At 69.5% G+C, this 13,317-nt stretch carries 11 protein-coding genes and 1 pseudogene; 2 read left to right on the plus strand and 10 right to left on the minus strand.

The genetic code is table 11. From position 1 onward, the window contains the following. Positions 1-8: 8 nt before the first annotated feature. The 6 genes and pseudogenes from MBA17_RS44665 to MBA17_RS50830 form a co-directional block, all read right to left on the minus strand. Complete coding sequence (locus MBA17_RS44665) at positions 9-2,687, minus strand: helix-turn-helix transcriptional regulator (RefSeq protein WP_238504603.1); 2,679 nt, start codon at positions 2,685-2,687, stop codon at positions 9-11. A 259-nt stretch (positions 2,688-2,946) separates the two neighbouring features. Next, the gene (locus MBA17_RS44670; protein ID WP_238504605.1) at positions 2,947-4,155 is read right to left on the minus strand and encodes an STM4015 family protein; all 1,209 of its coding nucleotides are present in this window, start codon (positions 4,153-4,155) and stop codon (positions 2,947-2,949) included. A 419-nt stretch (positions 4,156-4,574) separates the two neighbouring features. Further along, positions 4,575-5,384, minus strand: a complete 810-nt coding sequence (locus MBA17_RS44675) for a class I SAM-dependent methyltransferase (RefSeq protein WP_238504607.1) — start codon at positions 5,382-5,384, stop codon at positions 4,575-4,577. Between the two features lie 445 nt (positions 5,385-5,829). After that, positions 5,830-6,564, minus strand: coding sequence for an alpha/beta fold hydrolase (locus MBA17_RS44680; protein ID WP_238504612.1), 735 nt, complete (start codon positions 6,562-6,564; stop codon positions 5,830-5,832). Beyond that, positions 6,558-7,145 (minus strand): TetR/AcrR family transcriptional regulator, encoded by a 588-nt coding sequence (locus tag MBA17_RS44685; RefSeq protein ID WP_238504613.1) that lies wholly within the window; start codon positions 7,143-7,145, stop codon positions 6,558-6,560. The genes MBA17_RS44680 and MBA17_RS44685 overlap by 7 nt, the downstream gene beginning before the upstream one ends. After that, positions 7,031-7,345 (minus strand): annotated as a pseudogene (locus MBA17_RS50830) (recombinase family protein); the annotation flags it as partial. The pseudogene MBA17_RS50830 and the gene MBA17_RS44685, both read right to left, overlap by 115 nt. Positions 7,346-7,442: 97 nt before the next feature. On the opposite strand from MBA17_RS50830, the gene MBA17_RS44690 reads away from it, so the two are divergent. Both MBA17_RS44690 and MBA17_RS44695 read left to right on the plus strand, forming a co-directional pair. After that, positions 7,443-8,060: a TetR/AcrR family transcriptional regulator gene (locus tag MBA17_RS44690; protein ID WP_238504614.1), complete on the plus strand. Its 618-nt coding sequence runs from the start codon at positions 7,443-7,445 to the stop codon at positions 8,058-8,060. 97 nt (positions 8,061-8,157) lie between these two features. Beyond that, positions 8,158-9,030, plus strand: coding sequence for an alpha/beta fold hydrolase (locus MBA17_RS44695; protein ID WP_238504615.1), 873 nt, complete (start codon positions 8,158-8,160; stop codon positions 9,028-9,030). A gap of 56 nt (positions 9,031-9,086) precedes the next feature. Here MBA17_RS44695 and MBA17_RS44700 read toward each other — a convergent pair whose 3' ends face one another. The 4 genes from MBA17_RS44700 to MBA17_RS50835 all read right to left on the minus strand — a co-directional run bounded on the left by MBA17_RS44700 (position 9,087) and on the right by MBA17_RS50835 (position 13,317). Further along, complete coding sequence (locus MBA17_RS44700; protein ID WP_238504618.1) at positions 9,087-9,737, minus strand: response regulator transcription factor; 651 nt, start codon at positions 9,735-9,737, stop codon at positions 9,087-9,089. Between the two features lie 307 nt (positions 9,738-10,044). Next, positions 10,045-10,713 carry a response regulator gene (locus MBA17_RS44705; protein WP_238504622.1) on the minus strand — a complete coding sequence of 223 codons (669 nt, stop codon included), beginning with the start codon at positions 10,711-10,713 and terminating at the stop codon, positions 10,045-10,047. A 4-nt stretch (positions 10,714-10,717) separates the two neighbouring features. After that, the gene (locus MBA17_RS44710) at positions 10,718-13,087 is read right to left on the minus strand and encodes a DUF4118 domain-containing protein (protein WP_455432971.1); all 2,370 of its coding nucleotides are present in this window, start codon (positions 13,085-13,087) and stop codon (positions 10,718-10,720) included. Continuing rightward, positions 13,084-13,317 carry a hypothetical protein gene (locus tag MBA17_RS50835; protein WP_455432972.1) on the minus strand — a complete coding sequence of 78 codons (234 nt, stop codon included), beginning with the start codon at positions 13,315-13,317 and terminating at the stop codon, positions 13,084-13,086. The genes MBA17_RS44710 and MBA17_RS50835 overlap by 4 nt, the downstream gene beginning before the upstream one ends.

Consider the following 13,317-nt stretch of genomic DNA (forward strand, 5'->3'; position numbering starts at 1 on the left):
AGGCACAGTCAGTCGAGGTGCAGGCGTGCCAGCTCCGTCCGGGTGGAGACGCCCAGCTTGGGGAAGGCGCGGTAGAGATGGTGGCCGACCGTCTTGGGGCTGAGGAACAGCCGCGCGGCGATCTCCTTGTTCGTCGCGCCGGTCGCCGCGAGCCGTACCACCTGCAGTTCCTGAGGGGTGAGCTGGGCCACCGCGTCCGCCGCCGCCGCGGGGGCGGGACTCTCGCCGGCCGCGCGCAGCTCGGCGCGGGCGTGCTCGGCCCACGGAGCCGCGCCGAGCCGCTCGAACCGCTCCAGCGCTTCGCGCAGGTGGCCGCGGGCCTCGGCCTTGTGCCGCTCGCGGCGCAGCCACTCCCCGTACAGCAGTTCGGTACGGGCACGTTCGAACGGCCGGGCCTCGCCCTGCAGCTCCAGCGCCCGCGCGTACAGCGCGCCGTCCGCGGTCACCAGCGCGCGGCAGCGCAGCACGAGCCCGTCCTCCCAGGGCAGACGTGCGGCGGCCGCCCACTGCTCCAGCCGGGCCAGCGGTTCGGCGGCGCGTTCCGGGCGGCCGAGCCGCACGGCGGCCTCCACCTGGTCGGCCGCGAAGTGCACGCCGGGTCCCACGTGCTGGATCGGGCCGCGGGTGGCCGTTTCCAGCCGGTCCAGCGCCGCCTCGTAGCGGCCGCGGCCGAGGTCGAGCAACGCCAGCGCCCACTCGCACCACGCGGCGACAAGCGCGTTGGCGTGCGCCGGGAGACGCTGAAGGTTCCGCTCGGCCAGCCGCGCGCCGCGTTCGTCGCCGCGGACGGCGGCGACGTACGCCAGCAGCGCCTCGGCGTGGGCCGCGCGGCTGGGCTGGCCGATGTCCTCGGCGATGCGCAGGGCCTCGGTGGCGGACTGCAGCGCGTCGCGATGACGCCCGAGGTTGGTCTCGGCGGTCGCCAAGGTGCACAACACGGCCGGCAGCCAGCCGATGGCTCCGCTCGCGCGGCTCTCCTCCGCCAGGTCCGCCATGATGTCGCGGGTGTCGTCGTAGTCGCCGGTCAGCAGTGCCTGCAGCGCCACGTTGAGCCGCAGCCCCGGCGGCCCGCTTCTGCCCTGTGCGATGTGCTCGCGCAGCAACGCCACGCCCTCGGCCGCGTCGTGGGAGTACAGTTTCAGCGCCCCGCCGATGGAGTCGACGAGCTTGTCCCTGACCGGATCCGGCGGCAGTTCCTTGAGCATCCGGTGGGCCTGCGCCACCCGTGCGGGGTCACCGGCCGACCAGGACGCCCGCGTCGCGTCCGCCAGCATCGACGCGGCGCAGTCCGCGTCGAGCGGCGCGACCTGGCGCGCCGCCGCGACCAGCACCTCGTGAACCGTGCGCAACGAGCCGTGCTCGAATTCCACCCGGGCCCGCACGGTCGCGATGCGCGCCAGCGCGCGGGCGTCCTCGGTGAGCCGCAGTGCCTGCCCGGCCAGGTGCCGGGCGCGATCGGGCAGTCCCGCGTCCACGGCGATCTCAGCGGCCAGCGCCAGCCGTCGCGCTCGTCCCGCCTCCTCGGAGGTGAGCCGGGCGGCCCGTTCCAGCGCCGCGACGGCTGTCGCGTGCCCCGATCGCCGGCTGGCACGCAGGGCCGCCGCCTCCAGGTCCGCCGCCACCTCCTCGTCGGGTCCGGTGGCGGCCGCCGCCCGGTGCCAGGCCGCGCGGTCAGGGTCGCCGGCCAGCGCCTCCGCGAGCGCGGCGTGCGCGGCCAGCCGGTCGGTGAACGGCGCGCCCCGGTAGGCGGCCGTACGGATCAGCGGGTGCCGGAAGACGACCCTCTGTTCCTCTACGGTGATCAGTCCCTCGCCCTCGGCCGCCGCCAGCGCGTCTGCTTGCAGCCCGAGACCGGTCATGGCGCGCAGCGTGGCCGCCAGCGCGCCGCTCTCCTCCGCCGCTGCGACCAGCAGTGCCGTACGGACCGGCGCGGGCAGCTTGGCGATGCGCCGCTGATAGGCGTCCTGCAGACGGTGCGGCAGCGGCAGCGGCCCCGGGTCGCCGGCATCGGTCCGGGGCAGTTCGAGCAGGGCCAGGGGGTTGCCGTCGGCCTCGGCCAGCACCCGGTCGCGTACGTGCGAGGGCAGGTCCGGAGCATGTTCGGCCAGCACCGCCCGTGCGGCCACCGGATCCAGCCGCCCCAGCTCCAGTTCGGGCACGCCCGGCAGGGCGACCCCCTCCCGGGCCGCGAACAGCAGGAACACCCCCTCGGCCGCCAGCCGGCGGGCGGCGAACGCCAGCGCCTCGGCCGACGGCCGGTCCAGCCACTGGGCGTCGTCCACCAGGCACAACACGGGCCCGTCCGCGGCCAGCTCCGCCAGCAGCGACACCGTGGCCAGACCCACCAGGAAGCGGTTGTCGCCGCCCGGTGCCGCCAGGCCCAGCGCCGCCCGCAACGCCTCCGCCTGAGGGCCGGGGATGCCGGGCAGGTGCCGCATCGCACCGGACAGCAGGGACTGCAGCGCCGCGAACGGCAGCTCCGCCTCACTCTCCACACCCGTGCAGCTCAACACCTGAAACTCCTGATGTGAGCCCGCCCACCGCAGCAACGCCGACTTGCCGCCGCCCGGCTCACCCAGGACCACGACGGCACCACCTCGGCCGGACGCGATCTCCGCCAGGAGCCGGCCGAGCTCGCGCTGCTCTGGCTCCCGCCCGTACAACATCAGGCTCTCCTGCCCTCGCATGTCAACTGACCTTGACGCGCGGGCAGCATACGCGTCCCGGTCGGTCGCTGCAGCCCTCCGCACTGAGTTCTTCCCGCGACACGAGGATGATCGCCACTTCTCACCCCGCGTCGAGATCGTCGACAGTGCGGCCGTCGGCGGTGGTGATGGCTGTCAGAGCCCGTTCGGCCAGGGCGCGGAGATCTTGGTGCGGTTTGGTGACGCCGGTCTGGCATCCCCGATCGCCGGAGACGCTTGCTCACTCCAGACGGCGCGGTGCTCAGTCGATGATCGCCGGGAAGTACGGGTCGGGCTCCCAGTCGTCCTCGAAACCCGACTCCTCAGGATCACAACAGTCCTCCCACTCTTCGAGTCCCCGGCGGTCGTCGGTGTTGACTTCGACTCCGGCATCGGTGAACCGGGTGCGGATCCGTTCGGTCATCTCCTCCGACATGTAATGGTGGTGCAGGTCGAGCCGGTCCAGGTTGCGGAAGATCGGGGTGTCCAGAAGGACACGGGCGCCCTTGTCGGTGAGGGTGCCCAAGGACAGGTCGAGGGCGGCCAGTCGGCGAGTGATGGGGGCGTCGGCCAAAGCGGTGACCAGCTCGTCGGTGTCCTGGCCGTTGCGCAGACCGAGGTACTTCAGAGCGGGGAAGGCCGAGCCCGGCAGCAGCGGTGCCAGATCGGCGGGTCTGGCGCCGTCGTTGTCCGCCGAGCCGAGGAAGAGCTCCAGGTGCTCCAGCGCAGGGAGCTCGGAGGCCAGAACGCTGCGCACCACGACTGGATCCAGCCGGTGGGACTGAAGCGTCAGGCGGCGCAATCCTTCGTGACGCGGTACGTTCCACGCGAGCCGGAAGGCCCCAATCGCTGGGAACGCCATGTGGTCGGCCCCCCGGACGGCGAATTCGGTCAACCTGGGAAAGGTCGCCAACAGTGGTGAGACGTCGGTCTGTGCGACCCAGGAGATCTTCCTGGTCTCCGTCACGATGACCTCGCCGAAGAACAGCGCGCTCAGCGCGGGAAACTCCGCGGAACGCTCTATCAACAGGTCGCGCACCTCGTCGGGCCTGTCGTTGGCCGGCCCGGGATTCCAGCAGTCACCGATGATCAGTGCGGTGATGACCGTGGTGTCGATCTCGCCGATAAAGCGCTCAAGGTAATTCCGGAAGCATTCTTCGTCCCCGCCGCTCTCCAACCGCAACCGCCACGCGAATGCGCTTGGGTCGGCTTTCGCCGCGGCGAACCGCTCATCGGTAGGCAGCGAGTCGGGTTTGGGGCGGCCCTCCTTCTCCGCCTCGAACCCGGCATGCAGCAACTTGACGGCGAGCGCCTCCGTGGACAGGAAGTCGATGGTCTCCAGCCCTGCGAATTCGCGCATGTACCTAAGGTTTGGCATGTGTAGCCTTCCGATCGTTTCGGGATCAGAAACGACAAACGTCGAAAGATCAGGGGCCTTGGCAGCCGGGCCGGCATGGGCATTGCCGGTCAACCCTAGAGAGCGGCGGTATGTGTGGGGTATGCCGATGATCGATCCACCTTGACAGCCGGGCGAGGGGCGAACCGCCCTGGTGGCCTCGCTCTCTCGCCCGCTCCCGCTTCGGGCGGGTTGACGGCAGACGCGAGGGTCAGGCGGACGAGGATGCGCGCGAAGCCTGAGCTCGTGGCGGGACCGTCGTGCAATTAACGTGCAATTGAACAGGGTGACGCGCGGTCACTCACGTCCAGCCGTACGCCCGGCTCAGCGCCTCGACAAGCCATGATCGATGCAATTCCCAAGCTGACGGAATTGGCCTGAGGATCTTCGAAACACACCGAGATCACCCTGCCGGCCCACACGCTCCGTCACCATCGAATTCGTGCCAGAGCCATTGACCGGACGGACCCGTTGAGCGCGAGGATGGTCGTGATTCAGAACTCCAGTCTGTACATGACGGCCATGCGCCGCATCACGGGAAGCTTCCGGGCTGCCCAGACCAGGGCCCGGTAAGGAGCGCGAAGGCGCTCGTAGCCCTGGAGATCGAAGGCGCTGACGGCGTCGGTGCAGCGCAGACGGGGATGGATCGAGACCAGCTCGTCCGCGCCGTCGATACCCCAGTACAGGGTCGCCTTGGCGACCTGGACCGGCTTGTTGACTTTCTGCATCTTGATGCCGCGCGTGCTGAAGGCGTCGAAGACGAGCTGACCGGAGGGGAAGTGCTCGACGATGCGCCGCAGCAGCTCCCGGCCCTCCCCCTGGCGCAGGTACATAGTCAGCCCCTCGGTCACGACAAGCACCGGCAGGTCGCCGGACACCTGCTCCAGCCAGCCGGGCGGGGTCACCGAGGAGGCGATCAGCTCGTAGCCGTCGCGCTCGGGGAAGAGCTTGCGGCGCAGCTCGATGACATCGGGGTAGTCCACGTCGAACCAGCGCACCGACGGCCCCGGGTCGACCCGGTAGACGCGGGTGTCCATGCCGCAACCCAGGTGGAGCACGATGGCCTCGGGATGATCTCGGAGGAACTCCCGCGTCCACATGTCGAAGTGCAGGCTGCGGATCGCCACGGTGGCCGCATCGCCGCGCTTGATGCCCACCTTGGTGAAGTCGAAGTCGATCTTGTTGATCGCGTCCAGGGCCATCGTGTCGTGCAGGACCGAGTCGGGGGACTGGGCGTCGACGGCCTTGCCGTACAGAGTGGCCAGCATGGTGGCGGGCGCGCCGGTGAAATCGATCTTCTCCATAGGCTCACGCTACGCCTGAAACACGTCACGACCGCGTGATATCGGCGTATGGAATCTGTTCCCGGATAGTCGTGGATGCCTTAGTTCGGTCGGGTGGACGTGGGAGCCCACCTGCGCCGCCCCTGCGCGTCGACGTCACCGCCGAACCGGCCATCGAGCCACTGCATCGAGCGCACGTGGAACGCGATCCGCACGGAAGCCGTTGCAGATAGTGGCGAACGACTTGCTGGGAGTCTCTCCCGAGTCGCTGTCCCCCTGTCGCGCCTAACCCCCGTAGTCTCGCGCTGATTGGATCACCGTTCGCCCGCCGTCTCCCACGGCAGCGCCTGGTGGCCTAATCGCCGCCGGGAGTGTGCGGGGATCTGCGGCCCCTGCTCGGCGAACGTCTACCACGAGTAAGACGCCTGGTCACAGCACCAGCGCCGCCGAGCCGGCGATCATCTGATCAGTGATCCCTCAGGAAGGCGAGCGCGTCGGGGGCGAACCGCTTGTCGGTAAAGGTGCCGCTGTGGCTGCGGCCCGGGTAGACGATCAGCTGTGCGTCGGGGACGCCGGCCGCCGTCTGCCTGGCCAGGTCCAGCGGGTAGACGACGTCCTTCTCGCCGTGGATGAGCAGCGTTGCCGCCTTGATGTCGGCCAGTCGCCCGCGTAGGTCGAAGCCGTCCTCGGCGTTGAGTACGGTCGCCGCGTCCGTGTGGTCCTTGGCGCCGTCCGACAACCACAGGAGCCCGGCGAGCAGCCACCGCCCGACCGGTGACTCGGTGACGACCTCGGCCAGCGCCGGGCTGGGGCGCCTGCCCTGGCGCACCCTGTCGATGTACGCCCGCTGGGCCCGCTTGCCGACTGGGCCGAGGGTGGCCGCCGTGCCGCCGAGAACCAGCCGATCCACCAGGTCGGGATGGTCGGCAGCGAGTTGGAGGGCGATCGACCCGCCGGTGGATATGCCGAGTACGTTGGCCGGCCCCTTGATCGCCCCGGCATAGAGGGCAGCCAGTTCGGCCATGGTCGTGGTCGGCGGCAGGCCCGGCGGGCGGTTGAGCAGGTGAACGGTGAAGTGCTCGGTGAACGGCTTGATCAGCCGCATGGTGGACCAGAGGGCGAGTCCCTTCGGGTTGGCGGCCTCGGGGGTGTAGAGCAACACGACCAGGGGAGGGCCGTCGCCGATCGTCAGATTCAGCATGAGGTGATCCCCTCCGTTACAGCGTCGATCAGGCGGTCCATGACCGCCGGGTAGCTGTCGGGCCCCAGGTGCTCGGCGTGCAGGGGGGTGAGCAGCACCGCGCGGAGCACGCCGAGCAGCACTTGTGGGTCGCCCTCCAACCGCGTACTGATGAACTCCAGCAGGTCACTCATGGGCCCGCCGGCCGCTGCGGCCATCCGCTCAGGAGTGAGCCGGGCGGCCACTGCGGCCATTTCCTCGGGGTGGGTCATCAGTCGCCGGTACAGCGGGTTGGTGTCGAGCTCGGTGACCGTGGCTCGAAGGAAACGCCGCAGAGCGTCGCGGGTGTCGGTGCCCTTGCGCAGGCCCTCGTCGATGACCCGCCGTCTGATCTCCTCGCTCTGCCGTAGGGCGGTCTCGAAGTAGAGGTCCTCCTTCGAGTCATAGAAGGAGTACAGCGAGGCCTTGGCGATCCCCGCGGGAGCGGTCAGCTCCTCGATGGACGTCTTGCGCAGACCCTGGGTCGAGAACAGGCGGGTCGCGGTGTCGAGCAACTGCTCAGCGATCCGCGCCCGCTCTGTTTCTGAGAAGACCGGAGACATATTTTTATCCATATGAACAGTTTGTTTATTTGTTCATATGCTAGCGGGCGGGCCGGCAGCGCGCGCGTCAGAAATCCATCCGTACTCGTTGACGGGTGCCGTAGCGCCTTGTTCCACACCTGATGGCCGGTGTAGCGCGGATTGATCAGGATCGCGCGTACGGCGCGCTTCGACCAGGCCGATCCCTCTGTCCGGGGGCATCCCGTCTCCTTCCGCCCACGACCGGGCCGGAACCGGCGCCGAGCGGCTGTGGCTCGAGATTCATGTTAGACACTAACAAATGATAGTTTCTAACATGTGATTGATCGGGCAAACCTGCGCGAGCGCCGGAAGATGCGCACACGTCGATCCATCCAGGAACACGCGATGCGGCTCTTCCTCGAGCGCGGCTATGACGCCACGACCGTCAGTGACGTGGCGGCCGCAGCCGAGGTCTCGTCGATGACGGTGTTTCGCCATTTCCCTACCAAAGAAGATCTCGTCCTGTCCGACGACTACGATCCGCTGATCGCGGATCGGATCAAGTCGCAGCCGCCCGACGAGCCGCTGATGCGGCGAATGGCGGCGAGTCTGCTTCAGGGTGTCGCCGGGCTGTCGGCCGACGATCGAGAACTGCTGCTGGCCCGGCTGCGCCTCACCCTGGCCACGCCCGCGCTGCGAGCACGGCAGCTGGACAACCAGTACGCGACCCAAAGGGCCATCGTCGAGGCGCTGCGCAGCGACCCCCCCGACCCCGATCAGGAGTTTCGGCTATGGGTCAGCGCCGGTGCGTGCCTGGCCGCCGCGGCCGCCGCGATCATCCGCTGGGCGGAGCAGGACGGGCGCCTCGACCTTGGTGAGCTGATGGCATACGCCCTGGCCATCGTGACCGGCGAGGACGGAAACCCGCCTCACCCATCGCCTGGTCGGCACTGACAGACCCCGTTCGGCGGGGCGCGGGGCTCTCATGTCCAGCCCTGACCTTCCGCGTGCGTCGCCGCCTTTCTCTTGTCTCAGCAGAGGAGAGTCCCCCATGCCTCGTGACAGCCAATGCGTCTACCGAAGCACCGCAGGACAGCAAGCCATCACCGACTGGTGCACCGGCCAATTGGACCGGTGGCCGATAGCGCACCAGCGGCACTGGATCTCCACCAGCGCGGGGCAGACCCATCTGCTGACCGCGGGATCGGGTTCACCCGCGGTCGTGCTGGTGCCCGGCACCAACGCCAACGCCGCGACCTACCTGCCTTTGGCCACGGCACTGGCCGCACGATGGCCGACGCTCATCGCCGATCTCCCCGGCCAACCAGGGCTGAGCGCCGCTGATCGCCCCCGCCGGGACCGGCTCACCTGGTACGGGCGGTGGCTGGGAGAGGTGCTCGAGGAGACAGAGACCGAAGAAGCGATCGTGGTCGGCCATTCCCTGGGCGGTGCGATCGCCCTGGCCTGCGACTCGCCGCGCATCGCGGCGCGCGTGCTGCTCTCCACCGGCGGTCTGACCCGCCTGAGAGTCGGCACCGCGATGCTCGCCGCGACCCTGCCGTGGATGATGCGCCCCACTCAGGCGCACAGCGCCGCCCTACTGCAGCAGTTTCTCGCCCCCGGGCACATCCCGCCCGCCGTTCTCGTCGACTGGTACACCCTCGTCGCGCGAAACTGCCGCTCCAGCCTTGCGCCACCCGCCCTGCCGGCACAGACGCTCCTGCAACGGCAGTCCGTCCCGTGTCTGGTGGCCACCGGCGAACACGACGCGTTCGTGCCGCCCCAGCGACTACGCCCAGCAGCCCTGCGCCACCTCGCCACCCGGCTGCGGGTCATCCCCGCAACAGGACACCTCGCCACCGACGAGCAGCCGCAACAGGTCGTCTCCCTCGTTGAGGAGATCTCCCGAGCTCTCCTGCGATGACTCCCCCGCTGGGCCGCCAGGCTCCACTCGTACAGGGAGCGGTGGGACACCGGCGTTCACTTCTGATCGGACGGCAAGGCCTGGAGGAGGCGATAGCCGATATCGCCGGCGAGCAGGCGCCAACGGCCTGGACGCTCGGCTGCCAGCTTGCGCCGAAGGGATCCGAGGTAGAGCCGCGCCACCGACTCCTCGTCGGACCGCCCGGGGCCCCACACCTCAAGGATCAACTGCTGTACGGTGACCGACCGGCCGGCCTGATCCATCAGGGCGGCGAGGATCCGTCGCTCGATCGGCAAACAGCCGACCCCGGTGTCGTCGTCGGCTGCCTCAGTGTCCGGTCGGCCCCGCCGGCGAGACAGGGGGCCGATGGCGTCCACCAACCGGTCGGCCCTGACGGGCTCGCTCAGGCAGTCATCGGCCCCCGCCTCGTAGGCCTCCAGCCGATCCAGAAAGCTCGCGTCCTCGATCAACACGATCACCGATGCGCCTGTGGTGGCGCGCAACTCGGCGACCTGCGTTCCCGTCGGGGCTGCCTCGCCGGCACTGAGTACGGCGACCGCCGTGTGACGATCGCCTGGCTCTCCTCCGGTGGTGTCCACCGTGTACCCGCTGCCCACCAGCGCCTTGGCGAGCGGAGAGACCCACGGTCGCGCCGTGTCCGTCAGTAGCACCCGTGGCCATTGGGGCTCCTCGTCCGTTCTCCGCATGGCCCCATGTTCGCGCCTGTCGTTGCGGCAGAAACGATTTCATACGCCATTTGGATGGCAACCCAGCCAATAGCTACGCGTTCTTGACGCGTACGCGTCCGTGCGGCAGCGCGGCCAGGCCGCCGATGACCGTGAGCCTGTGCTGGTCGCCGCGATCGACAAGCTCCTTGGGCTTGGTCAGCGCAGCAGTCATGAGAACGCTCCTGAAAGGGGGATCGTCGCCCTGCTCACCCTGCTGATCGAGATGCTCCCATGAGATGAGAGGAGCGCCGCGGGTGCGGCGCTCCTCTCACGTTCACGGGGGATGCTAGGGGGTGAACCGGTAGCCCATGCCAGGCTCGGTGATCAGGTGGGCCGGGTGGGCCGGGTCGGGTTCGAGCTTGTGGCGCAGCTGGGTCATGTACTGCCGCAGGTAGTGGGTCTCCTTGACGTACCTCTCCCCCCACACCTCGGTCAGCAGTTGCCGCTGGCTCACCAGCTTGCCCGGGTTGCGCAGCAGGATCTCCAGGATGTGCCATTCCGTGGGCGTGAGACGAACCTTGCCCGAGACGGTCTTGTCGGTCAGGTCGACCATGTGTTCGCCGATCTGGACGCTGGCCAGCTGGGCCTGATAGAGCACCGTCCGTCTGGTGACAGCGCGAACCCTGGCCAGCAGTTCGTCGATGCCGAACGGCTTGGTCACGTAGTCGTCGGCCCCGGCGTCCAGCGCCTCCACCTTGTCCCGGTTGCCCGCCCTGCCGGACAGCACGATGATCGGCACGCTGGACCAGCCGCGCAGGCCGTGGATGACGTCCACGCCGTCGAGGTCCGGCAGGCCGAGATCGAGAATGACCAGATCCGGTGAGCCGTCGGCGGCCTGACGCAGGGCGGCGCTGCCGTCGGCGGCGGTCTCCACCTCGTAGCGCCGGGCGATCAGGTTGATCCGTAGCGCTCGAAGGATCTGCGGTTCGTCATCGACGATGAGGACGCGCGTCACACCATCACCGTTCTCTCGAGAAGATGGGCAATGCGAGGATCATGGTGAGGCCTCCCCCTGGCGTCTCATCGGGTACGAGGGTGCCGCCCATGGCCTCCGCCAACCCCCGGGAAAGGGCAAGGCCGAGGCCGACACCGGTGTGGTTGTCGCGGTCACCCAGCCGTTGGAAGGGCAGGAAGACCCGGTCGTGGGCATCGGGCGGGATGCCGGGGCCCCGGTCGATCACGCGGATCTCCACATGGCCGCCGTGCCAGCTCGCGGTGATGAGTGCCTTCGCGTCCGGTGGGCTGTAGCGGATCGCGTTGGCCATCAGGTTGACCAGGACACGTTCGAGCAGCGCGGGGTCGGCGGCGATCTCGGGCAGCTCGATGGAGACGTCGCCCTCGACCCGCTCACGGAGCGGCCCGAGGTCGTCGATCGAGCGGGGCACGACCTCCTCGAGCGCCACGGCCTGCAGCGCCAGGCCCAGGACACCTGCCTGCAGGCGGCTCATGTCGAGCAGGTTCGCCACCAGGCGGTCCAGGCGGTCCAGCGACTCGTCGGCGGTGGCCAGCAGCTCGCGGTGGTCCTCGGGGCTCCAGTCGATCTCGTCGTTGAGCAGGCTCTCCACGGCCGCCTTGGCCGAGGCGAGGGGAGTGCGCAGGTCGTGGCTGACGGCGGCGAGCAACGCGGTGCGCATCTTGTCCGCCTCCGCCAGGGGTTTGGCCCTGTCGGCCTGCTCCTCCAGCCGATGCTGGCGCAGCGCCACGGCGATCTCGGCGGCGAACGCCTCCAGCACCCGCCGATCGGAGGCGTTGAGGAGCCCGCCACGCGCGGCGAGGACCAGGTCTTCGTCGATCACCACGTCGGTGTCACCGGCCGACGGCGTCGTGCACGGCGTGCCACCGGTCGTCGCGACGACCCGCCACGCGGCAGGGTCGGTCTGGTCGTCCGGCGCCCTGCCGGTGTCCGGCAACCGTTCCAGCAGCGTCACCGAGGTCAGCGCGAACGTCTCACGCAGACGGGTCAGCAGCGTCGACACGGCGGCCTCGCCGCGCAGGACGTGCCCGGCAAGCGTCGAGAGCACCTCCGCGTCCGCGGTGGCACGCGCCGCTTCTCTGGTACGGCGCGCCGAGAGATCCACGATCGTGCTCACCGCCGCCGCCACGAGCACGAACACGAACAGCGCGAACAGGTTCTCAGGATCGGAGATGGTGAACTCGCCCAGCGGCGGAGTGAAGAAGAAGTTGAGCAGCAGCGACCCGCCCACGGCTGCGGTGATGGCCGGCCACATGCCGCCGATCAGCGCCACCCCGACCGTTATGACCAGGAAGAAGAGGATTTCGCTTGGCAACGACAGATCGTTTCTGAACGGGATCAGCGCCGCCGTGAACGCGGGCATGCCCACGACCGCCACGATCCACCCGGCCAGCCGGCGCGTTCTGGTCAGCGCCGCCCGGTTACGTTCCGGGCGGCGTCTGCCCTTCTTCGCCTCGCCATGAGTGATCATGTGGACGTCGATCGAGCCGGACAGCGCGGTGGTCTCGACTCCGACGCCGCGGGAGAAGACCTGGGCGAACCGGCCGCGCCGGGAAGCCCCGAGCACCAGCTGGGTGGCGTTGACGCCCCGGGCGAAGTCGAGCAACGCGCGCGGAACGTCGTCGCCGACCACCTGGTGGTAGGTGCCGCCGAGCGACTCCACCAGGGTCCGCTGACGCGACAGGTTGGCAGGATCGCCGCCTGACAAACCGTCCGCCCTGGTCACGTGGACCGCGAGCAGGTCGGCGCCCTTGGTGCGAGCGGCGACGCGGGCCGCGCGCCGTACCAGCGTGTCGCCTTCTGGACCGCCGGTCAGGGCCACGACGACCCGCTCGCGCGCCTCCCAGGTGGTGGCGATGCCGTGCTCGGCCCGGTAGCGGTCGAGCTGCTCGTCGACCTTGCCCGCGGCCCAGAGGAGGGCCAGTTCTCTCAGGGCGGTGAGGTTGCCGACTCTGAAGTATTTGGACAAGGCGGCATCGACCTTCTCCGGGGCGTAGATGTTGCCGTGAGCCATCCTCCTGCGCAGGGCCTCGGGCGACATGTCGACCAGCTCGATCTGGTTGGCACGGCGCACCACCTCGTCAGGTACGGTCTCCCGCTGCGGGACGCCGGTGATCTGCTGGACGACGTCGTTGAGCGACTCCAGGTGCTGGACGTTGACCGTCGAGATGACATTGATGCCGGCGTCGAGGATCTCCTCGATGTCCTGCCAGCGCTTGACGTTCCTGGACCCCGGCACGTTGGTGTGCGCCAGCTCGTCGATGAGCGCGACCTTCGGAGCGCGATCGATGACGGCGTCCACGTCGAGTTCGGTGAAGCTCGCCCCCCGGTGGATCAGCGTCCGACGGGGGATCACCTCCATGCCCTCAAGGAGTTCCTCGGTGTGGGGGCGGCCGTGGGGGGGGGCCCGACCCCCCCCCCCCGCCCCGGGCGGGGGGGGGGGGGGGGGGGGGGGGGGGGCCCCCCCCCCCCCACGACCACGTCCCTGCCACGCTCCTTGGCCCGGCGGCCCTCACCCAGCATCGCGAAGGTCTTGCCCACCCCGGGCGCGGCGCCCAGGTAGACCCTCAGCCGCCCGCGTGGCAT

The organism is Dolomitihabitans soli, assembly GCF_022213955.1.
In the GTDB taxonomy this organism is placed as follows: domain Bacteria; phylum Actinomycetota; class Actinomycetes; order Streptosporangiales; family Streptosporangiaceae; genus Streptosporangium_A; species Streptosporangium_A soli.